At 62.7% G+C, this 14,940-nt stretch carries 12 protein-coding genes, 1 tRNA gene and 3 pseudogenes; 12 read left to right on the top strand and 4 right to left on the bottom strand.

Annotated elements, in window-relative coordinates; genetic code table 11:
* Positions 1-182: 182 nt before the first annotated feature.
* From LN139_RS20195 to LN139_RS20160, 8 genes and pseudogenes are all read left to right on the top strand, one after another.
* On the top strand, positions 183-1,154 hold the full coding sequence (locus tag LN139_RS20195; protein ID WP_236355999.1) for a fatty acid desaturase: 972 nt from the start codon (positions 183-185) through the stop codon (positions 1,152-1,154).
* Entirely contained in the window at positions 1,154-2,203 is a 1,050-nt protein-coding gene (locus tag LN139_RS20190) for an ABC transporter ATP-binding protein (RefSeq protein WP_236355990.1), read from the top strand. The genes LN139_RS20195 and LN139_RS20190 overlap by 1 nt, the downstream gene beginning before the upstream one ends.
* Positions 2,204-2,219: 16 nt before the next feature.
* On the top strand, positions 2,220-2,849 hold the full coding sequence (locus tag LN139_RS20185; protein WP_236355981.1) for an ABC transporter permease: 630 nt from the start codon (positions 2,220-2,222) through the stop codon (positions 2,847-2,849).
* The gene (locus LN139_RS20180) at positions 2,849-3,577 is read left to right on the top strand and encodes an ABC transporter permease (protein WP_236355979.1); all 729 of its coding nucleotides are present in this window, start codon (positions 2,849-2,851) and stop codon (positions 3,575-3,577) included. Before LN139_RS20185 ends, LN139_RS20180 begins: the two co-directional genes overlap by 1 nt.
* On the top strand, positions 3,574-4,479 hold the full coding sequence (locus tag LN139_RS20175; protein ID WP_236355977.1) for an ABC transporter substrate-binding protein: 906 nt from the start codon (positions 3,574-3,576) through the stop codon (positions 4,477-4,479). The genes LN139_RS20180 and LN139_RS20175 overlap by 4 nt, the downstream gene beginning before the upstream one ends.
* A 35-nt stretch (positions 4,480-4,514) precedes the next feature.
* Positions 4,515-5,237 (top strand): phosphate/phosphite/phosphonate ABC transporter substrate-binding protein, encoded by a 723-nt coding sequence (locus tag LN139_RS20170; protein ID WP_236355975.1) that lies wholly within the window; start codon positions 4,515-4,517, stop codon positions 5,235-5,237.
* Positions 5,238-5,364: 127 nt separating this feature from the next.
* Positions 5,365-5,652: pseudogene (locus tag LN139_RS20165) on the top strand (transposase); the annotation flags it as partial.
* On the top strand, positions 5,577-6,737 hold the full coding sequence (locus LN139_RS20160; protein ID WP_236355973.1) for an IS3 family transposase: 1,161 nt from the start codon (positions 5,577-5,579) through the stop codon (positions 6,735-6,737). The pseudogene LN139_RS20165 and the gene LN139_RS20160, both read left to right, overlap by 76 nt.
* Positions 6,738-6,871: 134 nt before the next feature.
* Here LN139_RS20160 and LN139_RS20155 read toward each other — a convergent pair.
* The 4 genes from LN139_RS20155 to LN139_RS20140 form a co-directional block, all read right to left on the bottom strand.
* Positions 6,872-6,947, bottom strand: a tRNA-Phe gene (locus LN139_RS20155).
* A gap of 103 nt (positions 6,948-7,050) precedes the next feature.
* Positions 7,051-7,323: an oxidative damage protection protein gene (locus tag LN139_RS20150; protein WP_236355963.1), complete on the bottom strand. Its 273-nt coding sequence runs from the start codon at positions 7,321-7,323 to the stop codon at positions 7,051-7,053.
* Positions 7,320-8,384 (bottom strand): A/G-specific adenine glycosylase, encoded by a 1,065-nt coding sequence (gene mutY / locus LN139_RS20145; RefSeq protein ID WP_236355961.1) that lies wholly within the window; start codon positions 8,382-8,384, stop codon positions 7,320-7,322. The genes LN139_RS20150 and mutY overlap by 4 nt, the downstream gene beginning before the upstream one ends.
* Entirely contained in the window at positions 8,381-10,612 is a 2,232-nt protein-coding gene (locus LN139_RS20140; protein ID WP_236355959.1) for an AsmA family protein, read from the bottom strand. The genes mutY and LN139_RS20140 overlap by 4 nt, the downstream gene beginning before the upstream one ends.
* Positions 10,613-11,010: 398 nt before the next feature.
* Between LN139_RS20140 and LN139_RS20135 the strand changes: the two genes are divergently transcribed.
* From LN139_RS20135 to hisA, 4 genes and pseudogenes are all read left to right on the top strand, one after another.
* Positions 11,011-12,657: an OFA family MFS transporter gene (locus LN139_RS20135; protein ID WP_236355957.1), complete on the top strand. Its 1,647-nt coding sequence runs from the start codon at positions 11,011-11,013 to the stop codon at positions 12,655-12,657.
* Between the two features lie 112 nt (positions 12,658-12,769).
* Positions 12,770-13,362: pseudogene (hisB, locus tag LN139_RS20130) on the top strand (imidazoleglycerol-phosphate dehydratase HisB).
* Positions 13,362-13,999, top strand: a pseudogene (gene hisH, locus LN139_RS20125) (imidazole glycerol phosphate synthase subunit HisH). Before hisB ends, hisH begins: the two co-directional pseudogenes overlap by 1 nt.
* A gap of 198 nt (positions 14,000-14,197) precedes the next feature.
* Positions 14,198-14,932 carry a 1-(5-phosphoribosyl)-5-[(5-phosphoribosylamino)methylideneamino]imidazole-4-carboxamide isomerase gene (gene hisA, locus LN139_RS20120; protein WP_236355955.1) on the top strand — a complete coding sequence of 245 codons (735 nt, stop codon included), beginning with the start codon at positions 14,198-14,200 and terminating at the stop codon, positions 14,930-14,932.
* Positions 14,933-14,940: the final 8 nt, after the last annotated feature.

The following is a 14,940-nucleotide window of genomic DNA, read 5'->3' as shown; positions in this document are numbered from 1 at the left end:
TACTGGGATTGCGAACCGGCTACAACGCCGACACCGGCAGGCCGTCGGGCAGGACGCCCGGCACGGTTTCGCCATAGGTGCTTATCGTTTCAAGAAATATCCAAAAGACTTTTTATTATTTTTAGGAAATATGAGCGCATGTTACCAAGAGGTGTCTTCACACTTTCTGGTGCAACGCTTTCATGGCCCGATACCTCGACGACGCACACCGTCACGACATTGCGCAGCTACACCGCACCTTCACTGTCCGTAGCGAATGGCCCACCTGGCTGTTGCTGATCGGGTTCTATGCCAGCTGGGCTGCAGTGATCTTCGGCGCAGCATCACTGGGCAAAGCCGCCAGCGTGGCGGTGCTGGTGCCGCTGCTGGTGTTGTGGATGTCATTGCAGCACGAGTGCATTCATGGCCACCCGACGAGGTCGGCGCGCCTCAATGCGTGCCTGGCCTATTTGCCGTTCGCGCTGTGGTACCCCTATCCGCTCTACCGAGATTCGCACCTGGCCCATCACAACGAGCACACCCTGACCGTGCCGGGGCTCGACCCTGAAAGCCGCTACGTCACGGCTCAACGCTGGGCTGAGGCCGGCCCTTTCGCCCGGTGGCTGCTCTGGGCCAACAAAACACTCGCTGGGCGCCTGATGCTGGGGGTTTTCACATCCCTGGCGGCGTTGCTGAGCGACGACATCCTGCCTGCCTTGAAAGGCCGGCAAGGCCAGCAGCGGGTGTGGTTGATACACCTGTTGCTGGTGGCGGTGATCCTGTATTGCGTCCAGCGATTCAGCGCCCTGAGCGCTCTGGAATATGTCGGCTACGTGTCGCTGCCGGCGCTGGCCATCACCCTGATCCGGTCGTTCAGCGAGCACCGCCCCGCCACGGATCCGGCCCACCGCACGATTTTGAATGAGTCACGTGGGCTGTTGAGTTGTCTGTTCCTGCATCTGAACTTGCACCTGGTTCACCATGACCTGCCGAGGTTGCCGTGGTACTGCCTTCCAGGCGTGTATCGGGCCAGGCGGCTATGCTGGATCGCACGAAACGACGGGTATGTGGTGAGCGGTTACACAGCGCTGTTGCGCCGCCACTTCAGCCGGCCGATCGACTCCCTCGATACCCCGGCCAGCTCCCCGTCTAAACCGCTGGCTGGAAAGGCTTGATGATCGAATTTGATGCCGTTACGAAGTTTCACCCAGGCAAGAGCGAGCCGGCGGTCAGCGACCTGAGCCTTGAAATTGCAGCCGGTGAGCTGTGTGTGTTCATCGGCCCCAGCGGCTGCGGCAAAACCACGAGCCTGCGCCTGATCAACCGGCTCGAAACCCAGAGCAGCGGCGTAATCCGCGTGAACGGCGTGGCCAATGACGCCATGGATGTCGTGACCTTGCGCCGCAGCATCGGCTTCATGATGCAGAACGCGGCGCTGTTCCCGCATCGCACCGTCAGCGAAAACATCGCCACAGTGCCAAGGCTGCTGGGTTGGAAGCCTGCCGACATCGGCGCGCGGGTTGAAGAGTTGACCACCTTGCTGGGGCTGCCGGCCGAGTTGCTGGGCCGTTACCCGGGCCAGCTTTCCGGTGGGCAGCAAAGCCGCGTTGCGCTGGCCAGGGCCTTGGCCTCCGACCCGCCGGTGGTATTGATGGATGAACCCTTCGCAGCCCTCGACCCGGTGATTCGCGAACACCTGCAGGATGAGCTGGTCGCCCTGCAGCGCCGTTTGCGCAAAACCATCATTCTGGTGACCCACGACATGGACGAAGCCATGCGGTTGGGCGACCGTATCGCGGTGTTCGAAGGGCACGGCCAGTTGGCGCAGTTCGAAGCACCCGCGCAGTTGCTCGCTCAGCCAAAGAACGACTTCGTGCGCCAGTTCGTAGGCAGCGACCCATCGCTGAAAAGGCTGGCGTTGATGAAGGTCTCGGACCTGGAAACCGGGCCTGCGCCTGATACCAGCCATGTGGCTTCGATCGGCCACCCGCTCGACAGCCGCTTCACTCTGGCGTTGAACGAGCGCTCGCAGCCGCTGGCCTGGCACAGCAGCAATGGCGCCAAGGCGCCGAAGCTCGCTGTGGTCACGGGCGAGGAAACCTTGCAGCAGGCGCTGCTGAAGATCCTCAACAACGCTGGCAGCACCGCTGTACACGTCGACATCGAGGGCAGGTACAAAGGTTGCGTCACCTGCTACTGCCTCTACAAAGCCTTGAACTCATAGTGGGCGGCCCTGCGCGATGATCGATTTCTCCTGGGTGATGGACAACAGCTCGCAGATCGTCAGCCTGCTGCTTGACCACCTGTTGTTCGTGGCCAGCTCCCTGGCCATCGGCACCGCCATCGCCAGCGCCATGGTGCTGCTGACCCTGCGCTGGCCGGTGCTGGCTACGCCCTTTCTTGCAATCAGCGGCCTGCTGTTCACGGTGCCGTCGCTGGCGATGTTCATCTTGCTGATGCCGTTCACGGGGCTTTCGAAAACCACCTCGGTGATCGGGCTGAGCCTGTATTCGCTGTTGATCGTGTTGCAGAACGTGCTGGCCGGCCTTGCCAGCAACCCGCAAGACATCATTGAAGAGGCCCGCGCGCTAGGCCATACCCGTTGGCAAACCTTCGTCCACGTTGAACTGCCCCTGGCGATGCCGGCTTTTCTGGCCGGGTTGCGCACCACGGCGGTGAGCCTGGTCGGGCTGGTGACGGTCACGGCCATCATTGGCCAGGGCGGCCTCGGGCAGTTGTTCATCACCGGCCTTACGCTGGGCTTCACCACGCCCGTAGTGGTGAGCCTGGCGCTGACGGTGGCCCTGGCGCTCTGCCTGGATGCAGGGTTCTGGGCTGTGGAAAAAGCCGTGATCCGGTGGGAGAGGTAATGGATATCCTGACCGGCGTGATCCATTGGTTCCTCAACCCTGAGCACTGGCTGGGCGAGGAGGGCGTGCTCACCCGGCTGCTGGAGCACCTGTATTACGTGGCGTTGAGTATCGCCATCGCTGCGGTCATCGCGATTCCGCTGGGTGCGTTGCTGGCCAACTATCGCAAGGCCGCGCAGTGCGCGGTGGGCGTGTTCAACGTCGGCCGTGCACTGCCGTCGCTGGGCGTGGTGATTCTGGCGATCATGGTGGTGGGCTATTCGCCCAGCACAGTGATCTTCGCGCTGGTGATCATGACGCTGCCGCTGCTGCTGACCAACACCATCGTCGGCATCTCGCAGGTCGACAGTGAGCTCAAGCGCGGTGCTGTGGCGATGGGCATGTACCGCTGGCAGGTGTTCGTGCAGCTCGAATGCCCGCTGGCATTGCCGCTGATTTTCGCAGGCATTCGCGCTGCGCTGATTCAATTGATCGCCACGGCCACCATCGCCGCATATGTAGGCTTTGGTGGGCTGGGGCGCTTCCTCATCGATGGCCTGGGGCGCAACGACACTCCACAGATCATCGCCGGCGCATTGCTGGTGTGCGCCGTCGCCATCCTCAGCGAATGGGGATGTGCACGCATCCAGCGGCGTTTGAGCCGCGCCTCCCAGCCTGCCGCATACAGTGGCAGAGCGAATACTGAACCGCCTCGCGCATCCGCGCCCTCAACCGAGACCACGCCATGAAGCCGACCCGCACCACACCCGCAGGAAAGAAACCACGCTGGGCCCTCGCCATCGCTTCGGGGCTTGCCTTGTTCATGGCAGGCAGCGCTGCGAACGCAGCCACCGTCACCGTGGGCGGTGCCAACTTCTCCGAGCAAACCGTGCTCGCCAACCTCTACGCAGCAGCCTTGCGCAAAGAAGGCTTCGAGGTGAAGACCCGCCTCAACCTGGGCAACCGCCAGATCATCGCCAAGGCCATGGAGACCGGTGAAGTTGACGTGGTCCCGGAATACCTCGGCGCGTTACTTGCCTTCCACGATGGCAACAATACGCTCACCGATGCGGGCAAGATCGAAGAGGCCCTCAAGCCGCACCTGGGCAAGGACCTTACGTTGCTTGAACCCGCGCCAGCTGGCTCCATCGATGCCTGGGCGGTGAAGAAGAAAACCGCCGAGAAATACCACCTGGCCAACATGAGCGACCTGGCGCCGATCGCCAAGGACCTGGTAGTGGGCGGCCCACCTGAGGTGAAAACCAATGCGCTGGGCCTGCCGGGCCTGAAGAAGGTCTACGGCATCGAATTCAAGTCGATGAAGTCATTGGACATGGGCGGCCCGCTGACACGCCTGGCGCTGAACTCGGGCTCTATCGATGTGGCGACTGTGGTGTCCACTCAAGGCATCCTGGCCACAGAAGACTGGGTAGTGCTCAAGGACGACCGCCATCAGCAGCCACCGCAGAACGTCGTGCCTGAAGTGCGCACCGCCGTGCTCAATGACCAACTGGCCAAGGCGCTCAACGCCCTTTCCGCGAAGCTGACCGATGAGCAACTGATCGCCCTGAACCGCCAGGTAGAAATCGACCACAAGGACCCGGCCAAAGTGGCTGAACAGTGGGTGAGCACGCACCTGCAGGCGCCGTGAGGGCTGGCCTATCGATGTATGTGGCGCCTGCGCGAGTGGTCGAGGCGCAGGCAGCGTGGCTGCGCGCGGCGGCTGGCTATATGGGTGAAGCCTGGCAGCCGTTTCAAGGCGATGAGCTCATGGCGCAATGGCTGGCGCCTGATCTGCGGCTGGCGCACACCTGCGGCTATCCGCTCGTGACGCAGTTGTGGGGGAAGGTGAGGGTTGTCGGCACGCCTCGGTATGAGCTGGTTCACAGCAGCGGGGGCACCCACTGCAGCCTGGTGCTGTGCCGCGAGCAGGCGCCGTTTGTCACCTTGGCAGATGCGGTCGGTAGCCGGGGGTTGGTCAATGGTTGGGATTCGAATTCAGGCATGAACCTGTTTCGCCACACGTTACAGGCCGTTCACGATGGGGCGTTTTTCTCTGAGGTCATCGTGACGGGTGGGCACAGGGCGAGCATGCACAGCCTCAGGCAAGGCCTGGGCGATCTTGCTGCGGTGGACAGCATTACCTATGACTACCTGGCGCGCGAGTACAGCGAGGAGGTTCAGGGCTTGAGAGTGCTGGCGCGCAGTGTGCGTAGCCCGTGCTTGCCTTTGATTACTTCGCTTGGGAGTTCGGATGCGGAGGTGGAGGTGCTGCGAGAGGCGCTCAACTGGACGTTGCCGGAGTTTGCAGTGGCGTTAGGTATCGAGGAGGTGATGCCGGCTGCGGCGTATGGAGGTCTTTTGCAGCTGGAAGCTCAAGTAATGGAAAGTCGGTTTAGCTGGGCCTAGATTGGCGCGTCGCCCGGCAAGCCGGCCTCCCACCTCACAATGGGAGCAGTTGATCGAAATCAGAGCAGATCAAAATGATCTGCGCCCCTGAAGTTGGACACACCAACCAACTCCAGGGGAGCTCCACATGCAGAAGTACACCCATCAGTTCAAGCTGTCCGCTATCCAGGCCTTCCTCGAGCGCGGCTTCGGCTTTCGCTTCATCGCCGAGCAATTCGGCATGGACCCTTCACTGCTTCGCCGTTGGGTCGAAGCTTATCGCCTGCACGGCGAAGCCAGCCTCAAACCACGTGGCAAGGATCACACCCCCCAGTTCAAACTTTCCGTGCTCCAGCACATGTGGCGGGAGAAACTGTCACTGCGCCGCACCGCTGCGGTTTTCAACCTGGTCTGTTCCACTCAGATAGGCAGCTGGGAGCAGCAGTATTACAGTGGCGGACTTCCAGCCTTGGTTACACGAAAGATAGGAAAGCCTCCCGCCATGCCAAAGAAACCCGCCAAGTCGAAAGTCGCCACGCCCCTGACCGAAGAACAGCGCGCCTACAAGAATTTGCTGGCAGAAGTCGAATTCCTTCGCATGGAGAACGCCTACCTAAAAAAGCTCAAGGAGCTTCGCGAGGAGAAAGCGAGGCTACGAGAACTCGAGCAGAAAAAACCCGGATAGTCAGCGAGCTGCGCTCACAGTTTCCGCTGGATAACCTGCTCAGCCTGATTGGCTTGTCGCGCAGCACTTACTATTACCAGCTCAAGGCAATGGCTGCCCCGGACAAGCATGCCCCGCTGAAAGCACTGATCCAGAGCATTCAGACGCAGCATAAAGGTCGATACGGTTATCGGCGGATAGAGGCTGCGCTGGGCAATGAGGGGCATGTCGTCAACGGCAAGCGAGTACGCAGATTGATGGCCGAGTTGGGCCTGAAGTGCACAGTTCGCCCCAAGCGCTACAAGTCTTTCCGAGGGGAGCCTGGGCGCATTGCAGAGAACATTCTGGAAAGGCAGTTCGACACGGATCGACCCAACTGCAAATGGGTCACGGACGTCACCGAGTTCAAGGTCAACGGCGAGCGGCTTTACCTTTCGCCGGTACTGGACTTGTTCAATGGAGAGATCGTGGCTTACCAGGTCGATACTTCGCCGCATTACGCGCTGGTCGGGCGGATGCTGGACAAGGCCCTGGCGAAGTTACCCGAAGGCATTTGCCCGTTGATGCACTCGGATCAGGGATGGCAGTACCAGTACTACCGTTATCGCCATCGACTGGCGGAACGCGGGCTGACGCAGAGCATGTCACGCCGGGGCAACTGCCTGGATAACGCGGCGATGGAAAGTTTCTTCGGCACGTTGAAATCGGAGATGTATTATCGACAGCGTTTCACCAGCACGGCAGAACTGGCGGCTGCGATCGATGAGTACATCCATTACTACAACCACGATCGCATCAAGATGAAACTGGGCGGTCTGAGCCCTGTGGCGTACAGGACTCAGGTGGCAATGGCCTAGCAGAATGGTGTCCAACTTCAGGGGCGCAGATCAAAAAGTGGGAGGGCGGCTTGCCGCGCGACGAAACACACCCATTCCCAGCCCAAAAAGCAAAACCCCCGATACCTTTCGATATCGGGGGTTTTCGGTATTAGTGGTGCCCAGGGACGGAATCGAACCGCCGACACGGGGATTTTCAATCCCCTGCTCTACCGACTGAGCTACCTGGGCAACGGGGCGCATTAAACGGGTTTTTCAGGTAAGCGTCAAGCAAGTTTTGAAAAAAATTTTCAATCAAACCACGCGCTTACGTTCCTGGCCCGGTTTTCCGGGGTTATTCGGAGGGTGGCACGTAGCCGTCGGCCTTGGCGTAGTCCTCGCCGGAGAGGTACTTGTCCATCTCCTGCTGAATGAACTTGCGGTCGTCGGCGTTCATCATGTTCAGCCGGCGCTCGTTGATCAGCAAGGTCTGGTGCTTCTGCCAGTCGGCCCAGGCTTTCTGCGAAACGTGCTCGAAGATGTCCTGGCCCTTGGGGCCGGGGTAGGGCGGGCGATCCAGTGCCGGGAGTTCTTCGTGGTACTTGCGGCACATGACGGTGCGGGTCATTGCGGTTCTCCATTCAGTGCATCGGCCGCGTGCCTGAGCAGCTTCTTGACCGGGGCGGCCAGGCCCAGGCGCGGCGGGGTGGCGAGGTTATACCAGAGCCAGTCGGCGTCGGCCATGTGCGCATCGGTGGCGCGAACCCGCACCAGCCAAGGCTCGATGGCCAGTTGGAAATGGCTGAAAGTGTGTGTCAGCCCCGGCATTGGCTGAGCGCCTACCTGCACTAGCGCGTGCTGCTCGACCAGGTCATCGACCTCGGCCAGTTCGTCGAGCTGCGGCAAACTCCACAGGCCGCCCCACAAACCACTCGAAGGGCGGCGGTACAGCAAGATGGCGCCCTCTTCGTTGGCCAGCAGCGGCATCAGCGTGCGCCGCTGCGGGATGGCCTTGCGCGGCTTGGGCTCGGGAAAGCGAGCCTCCTGGCCCAGCAGGTGCGCCCGGCAACCCTGCTGCACCGGGCACAACAGGCAGGTGGGTTTGCTACGGGTGCACAGCGTGGCGCCCAGGTCCATCATCGCCTGGGTGTAGTGGTTGGCCCGCTCATGGGGCGTGAAGCGCTCTGCGGTGGCCCACAGCGCCCGCGCCACCGCAGGTTCACCCGGGTAGCCGGCCTGAGCGGTGAAGCGCGCCAGTACGCGCTTGACGTTGCCGTCGAGAATCGGCGCGCGTAGCCCCATGCTGATGCTGGCGATCGCACCGGCTGTGGAGCGGCCAATGCCAGGCAGCGCCTCCAGTTGCTCGAGGTCGCGGGGGAATTCCCCACCGTGCTCGGCCACTACGATTTTCGCTGCCTTCTGCAGGTTGCGTGCGCGGGTGTAGTAGCCCAGGCCCGTCCACAGGTGCAGCACTTCGTCCTCCGGCGCCTCGGCCAGCGCCTGCACGGTCGGCAGCGCCTCCATGAAGCGGTCGAAGTAGTTGAGCACGGTGCTCACCTGCGTCTGTTGCAGCATGATTTCCGACACCCACACCCGATAGGGGTTGATGCCTTGCTGCCAGGGCAGGTCGTGGCGGCCGAACTGGTCATACCAGGCCAGCACGGCGCCGGAGAATTGCTCGGGGCTCATCGCTTGAACAGCCCCTTGATCGCATCGCGCACTTGCGGGCTCACCTTGTCGCCGAGTTTTTCATCGATCTTGTCTTCAACACGGTTGCGCAGCAGCTGCGCACCGACGCTGGCCATGCCTTCGCGGTCGATGCGGCAAGCCTTGGCGCCCAGCTCCAGCGGCCCGCGGCAGCGGATGGGGACCTCGACGTTGGCGAAGCGCTCGTTCACCTGGCAGGCCGGGTCAGGCATGTCGCTCTTGTCGCCTTCGACGATCACCCCGAGGGTGTAATCCATACCGAGCACGCGCAGGTCCACGTCGCCCTGGCCGTTGACCGTCAGGCCAGGGATGGCGGCCTTGAGGTCGGGGTTGCTGGCCACGCCGTTCTGGAAGTTCAGGTTGCCGCTGAGCTGGCGGAAAGGCGTGTCCTTGCCGCGAGGCTCGCTGCTCAGGCTCTTCTGGTTGAGGGTGGCGATGCCGCGGCACAGCTGTTGCTCAAGGTTGGCGTTGACCAACACACCATTGGCCAGGTTGAACCGCGCAGTGCCGGTGAGGGTGTCGATCAGCGCCTTCTGGCTGTTGCCGCTGGCGGTGAGGTTGCTGGCCAGGTCCAGCTCACCGCGCAACGGCGGCTCTGGGTTGCGGGTTTGCAGCACCAGCTCCACCGGCACGCGTTTGATCTGGCTTTGCAGCGCCAGCTTGGGCACTTCAGGGCGCACGTCGAGGGTGCCGTGGGTTTCGAAGCTGCCCCTGGCCAGCTCGCCGGTGAGGGTTTGCAGGGTGGCCAGGCCACCCTGGCTTTGCGCCTTCAGGCCGGCGTTCTGGAGTGCCAGTTTCTTCAGGGTCAGCTTGCCGAAGGCGAGGTCTGCCTGCAGGTCGAGGCCGCGCAGGGTTTCGATGGGGAACAGGCGGTCGTCGCTCCACGCGCCCTTGCTCGGCTTATCAGGCAGCGGGCCAGTGCCCGCGCCGATGGCGGCCTGCTCGGTGCTGTCCACCTCGGCCTGGCGCGCAGCGCTCTGGCCTTGGGCGTCCTTGCTTTCCGGCGGCAGGTAGCGGTCAGCGTTGAAGCTGTCAGCCTTGAGCTGCACGCGCAGCGCCTGGTGGGCGAAGTCGTCCACCGCCAGGCGGCCGTTGAAGGTGCTGCCGTCGAGCTTGGCCGTCAGGTCCTCCAGCGCCAGGCTGTTACGCGAGGCTTGCAGGCGCGCCACCAGCTCGACCTGGCTCAACGTCGTGGTGTCGGCCATCGCTGGCAGCGGCTGGGCGATGCCAGCGAGGAAGGCTCGCAGGTCGAATTGAGCAATCGACAAGGCGCCGCTCAATTGCGGGTCGCTGTCGAGGTTGCGCACGTGCAGCTCGCCCAAAGCGCGCAACTGGTTGGCCGAGAGCTTGAGGTTGCTCCAGTCCGCCACGTTGGCGGCCAGGTCCACCAGCAACTGGCCCTGGGTGGAGTAGGTCACGGTCTTGCCTTGCAGAGTGTCGCCGGACACTTCGCCGGACAAGCGCATATCTTCGAGCTGGTAGCGCTTGAGCGCGGTGTCGTAGCGCACCTGGCCGGCCAGCTCGGTGCGCGCGCGCATCTGCGGCAGATTGGTGCCGATGAACGCAGTGAGCTTGAGCGGGATGCTTGCGCCTTCATGCACCGCGCCGGTGCTGAGCTGGATGCTCTCGGCGGTGTAGTTGCGGCCGCTCTGCTCGTCGCTGTAGGTCACGGTTGCGTTGTTTACCGTGAGGCTGTCGATGTCGAGTTTCATGCGCCGGCCGCCGTTGGCAGGCTCGCGCGGTTGCTCGGCAGGGGCCGATGGCTGTGCAGCGCCGGGTTCGCCGGCCGGGGCCTGGGCAGCCTCCAGTGGCTTGCCGATGTCTTGCCAATTACCGTGGCCATTGGCGTCGCGCGCAAGCTTCAGGTTCAGGCCGTCTACGCGGATATCGCTCATCTGCACCTGCTTGCGCAGCAGCGGCAGCACGCGCACCGACAGGCCGATCATCTGCAGGTCGGCAAAAGGCTGGTCGGGCGCCTGCAAGGTGGCGACGCTGGCATCGTGCAGCTCCAGGCCCAGCCAGGGGAACAGGCTCCAGCCGATGTCGCCCTTCAGGGTCAGCTCGACGTGGGCTTTGTCCCGGGCCAGTTGGCGGATCTCGTCCTTGTAGTCGTTGGGATCGAACAGGTGCGTCAGGGCAAAGCCCAGTGCCACCACGATCAACAACAACCCGAGCACGAAGATTCCCAGGATTTTGCCGAACGCTTTCATGGGCGTGTCCTTAAGAGTGTGGGGATTTCGAGAGCGGCCCAGTATAGGCGGTGGGCCAGCATGGTTAAAACCACGGCACAGAGGTTCGCTGGTCTGACAGCGACATGGCCGGTTCATTGCAGCCCGCGTCGCGCGGGCTTGGCTACGCTTTGGAGGCGGCCGCAAGGCCGCCGCTTGACCGCTGGTCAACACCGTCACAGAAACAATAAAAAAGGTGATATCGAAATGACTTCAATGGCCGTCACAAATGGTAACCTCGGGCCCGCTTGCAGCACCCGATGCGACAGAGTGTCGCGTTTTTCCAAAGCCTGCCGATAAAACGACCACCGCCTTGCGTGCAGACAAGGTCGTGGGCTGCTTCGTGCTGCAAAGCCAAATCTCATCTGGGGAATTACAAAATGAGCGCAAGCGTTCCGAGTGGCGGCCACGCCACTCAGCCTTCGTTCCTGTCCAAGGAACGCATCATCGCCCGGCCGGGCTTCAACCGTTGGCTGGTGCCACCGGCGGCCTTGGCGATCCACCTGTGCATCGGCATGGCCTATGGCTTCTCGGTCTTCTGGCTGCCGCTGTCGAAGGCCGTAGGAACGGCCTGCCCTGTTGGAATGGATTTCATTAGCCAAGTATTTGCCAGCACCTGCGACTGGCAAATTTCCATGCTGGGTTGGGTCTACACGCTGTTCTTCATCTTCCTGGGCTGCTCGGCAGCCATCTGGGGTGGCTGGCTGGAACACGCCGGGCCGCGCAAGGCGGGTGTGGTGTCGGCTGCTTGCTGGTGCGGCGGCCTGCTGATTTCGGCATTGGGCGTCTATACCCACCAGATCTGGCTGATGTGGGTCGGCTCGGGCGTGATCGGCGGTATCGGCCTGGGGTTGGGCTACATCTCGCCGGTATCGACCCTGATCAAGTGGTTCCCCGACCGCCGCGGCATGGCGACCGGCATGGCCATCATGGGCTTCGGCGGCGGCGCAATGGTTGGCGCACCACTGGCCACCGCACTGATGAGCCACTTCGCTGCCCCCGGCATCGTTGGCGTATGGCAGACCTTTGTGGTGATGGCCGTCATCTACTTCGTGTTCATGCTCGGTGGCGCACTGACCTACCGCGTGCCGCCGACCGGCTGGAAGCCTGAAGGCTGGGTGCCGCCGGTCAAGAAGGCCGGCAACACCATGATCACCGACCGCCACGTACACGTGAGCGTGGCCTGGAAAACCCCGCAGTTCGCTCTGGTGTGGCTGGTGCTGTGCCTGAACGTTTCGGCCGGTATCGGCATCCTCGGCATGGCGTCGCCGCTGCTGCAGGAAGTGTTCGGTGGCCAGTTGATCGGCACCACGCTGTCGTTCAAGGAACTGTCGGCCGACCAGCTCAAGCAAGTGGCTGCAATCGCCGCCGGCTTCACTGGCCTGTTGAGCCTGTTCAACATCGGCGGTCGCTTCTTCTGGGCCTCGTTCTCCGACTACATCGGCCGCAAGTACACCTACTTCGTGTTCTTCGCACTGGGCGCTGCGCTCTACGGCCTGGTGCCGAACCTCGGCCACCTGGGCAACGTCGCGCTGTTCGTGGCTGCGTTCTGCATCATCCTGTCGATGTACGGCGGCGGTTTCGCCACGGTACCTGCGTACCTCGCTGACCTGTTCGGCACACAGATGGTCGGCGCGATTCACGGCCGCCTGCTCACTGCCTGGGCCGCTGCCGGCGTGCTCGGCCCGGTGCTGGTGAACTACCTGCGTGAATACCAGCTGTCGATCGGCGTGCCGCCATCGGCGGTGTACGACAAGACGTTGTACATCCTGGTAGGCCTGCTGGTGCTGGGCTTCATCTGCAACGCACTGGTGCGCCCGGTCGCCGACAAGTACTTCATGAGCGACGAGCAGCTGGCCGCAGAACGCGCGCTGAGCCATGACAAGGCCGCAGGTTCGGCCAACGTGCTGGAATGGCATGCCGCTTCCGGCACCTGGCCGGTGGTGATCCTGGCCTGGCTGGCCGTGGGCATTCCGCTGGCCTGGGGTGTGATCGTCACCCTGCAGAAGGTCGCGGTACTGTTCTGACCCTCCTTTCCCCGACGCGCAGCCTTGCGCGCCGGGGAAATCCTGCTGCATGCAGGCCTCTCACGCCGTATACCGCCCGCCTTTTCGCCCTTGATTCTTTGCGGAGCTGGTGATGGCCGAACGTAAGGCGTTCGTCGAGCGCAACACCCTGGAAACCCAGATCAAAGCCTCGATCAACCTGGATGGCACTGGTAAGGCCCGGTTCGATATCGGCGTGCCTTTTCTTGAGCATATGCTCGACCAGATCGCCCGCCACGGGCTGATCGACCTCGACATCGAGTGCAAGGGCGACCTTGCCATCGACGACCACCATACCGTCGAAGACGTCGGCATCACCCTGGGCAAGGCGTTCGCCCAGGCTGTTGGCGACAAGAAGGCATCCGCCGCTACGGCCATGCCTACGTGCCGCTCGACGAAGCGCTGTCGCGCGTGGTGATCGACTTCTCCGGCCGCCCCGGCCTGCAGATGCACGTGCCCTACACACGCGCCGTGGTAGGCCGCTTCGACGTCGACCTGTTCCAGGAATTCTTCCAGGGCTTCGTCAACCACGCCCAGGTCACCCTGCACATCGATAACCTGCGTGGCATCAACACCCACCACCAGATCGAAACCGTGTTCAAGGCCTTCGGCCGCGCGCTGCGCATGGCTGTGGAAGTCGACGAGCGCATGGCCGGGCAGATGCCCTCCACCAAAGGCGTGCTGTGATGCAAACGGTAGCGGTGATCGACTACGGCATGGGCAACCTTCACTCGGTAGCCAAGGCGCTGGAGCACGTCGGGGCGGGCAAGGTGCTGGTCACCAGCGACGCCGCCGTGATCCGTGAGGCCGACCGCGTGGTGTTCCCCGGCGTGGGCGCGATTCGCGACTGCATGGCCGAAATCCGCCGCCTGGGCTTCGATGCCCTGGTGCGCGAGGTCAGCCAGGATCGCCCGTTTCTGGGCATCTGCGTGGGCATGCAGGCGCTGCTCGACCACAGCGAGGAAAACGACGGCGTCGACTGCATCGGCCTGTTCCCGGGCAAGGTGCGTTTCTTCGGCAAGGATCTGCATGAAGAAGGCGAGCACCTGAAAGTGCCGCATATGGGCTGGAACGAAGTCTCCTGGCAGTCGACCATCCGCTCTGGCACAGCATCCCTGACCGCGCACGGTTCTATTTCGTGCACAGCTATTACATCGAGGCCGCCAAGGCCGGCCAGGTCGTCGGCCGCGGCCATTACGGCCTCGACTTCGCCGCAGCACTGGCCGACGGCTCGCGTTTCGCCGTGCAGTTCCACCCCGAGAAAAGCCACACCCATGGCCTGCAGCTGCTGCAGAACTTCATCGCTTGGGATGGCCGCTGGTAGGAGCTGCAAGCTGAAAGCCTCAAGCTAGAAGCTAGAAGCTAGAAGCTAGAAGCTAAAAGCCCCTAAAGCTTGCTCCATCCCGCAAGGGCACCGTTAACCCATTGAGCCTTGAGCCAGGCTAATGCTTTGCGCCACACCGGCACACCGCTTGTAGCTTGTAGCTTGCAGCTTGAAACTGATTCCAAAGGAATCCCCCGTATGCTGATCATCCCCGCAATCGACCTCAAAGACGGTGCCTGCGTGCGCCTGCGCCAAGGCCGCATGGAAGACTCCACGGTGTTTTCCGATGACCCGGTCAGCATGGCCGCCAAGTGGGTCGACGCCGGCTGCCGCCGCCTGCACCTGGTCGACCTCAACGGCGCTTTCGAGGGCCAGCCGGTCAACGGCGAGGTGGTCACCGCCATCGCCAAGCGCTACCCGAACCTGCCGATCCAGATCGGCGGCGGCATCCGCTCGCTGGAAACCATCGAGCACTACGTGCGCGCGGGCGTGAGCTACGTGATCATCGGCACCAAGGCGGTCAAGCAGCCTGAGTTCGTGGCCGAAGCCTGCAAGGCGTTCCCGGGCAAGGTCATCGTCGGCCTGGACGCCAAGGACGGCTTCGTCGCCACCGACGGCTGGGCCGAGGTCAGCAGCGTACAGGTGATCGACCTGGCCCGTCGTTTCGAGGCCGATGGCGTCTCGGCGATCGTCTACACCGACATCGCCAAGGACGGCATGATGCAAGGCTGCAACGTGCCCTTCACCAAGGCATTGGCCGAAGCCACGCGCATCCCGGTGATCGCCTCCGGCGGCATTCACAACCTGGGCGACATCGAAACCCTGCTCAAGGCCAACACCCCGGGCATCATCGGCGCCATCACCGGCCGCGCGATCTACGAGGGCACCCTCGACGTCGCCGAGGCTCAGGCGTTCTGCGATAACTACGCATAACCGGTAAC

The organism is Pseudomonas sp. KNUC1026, from assembly GCF_021650705.1.
In the GTDB taxonomy this organism is placed as follows: Bacteria; Pseudomonadota; Gammaproteobacteria; order Pseudomonadales; family Pseudomonadaceae; genus Aquipseudomonas.
Note: the sequence above shows the minus strand (reverse complement) of the source record. Positions and strands in the feature narration are given on the sequence as shown.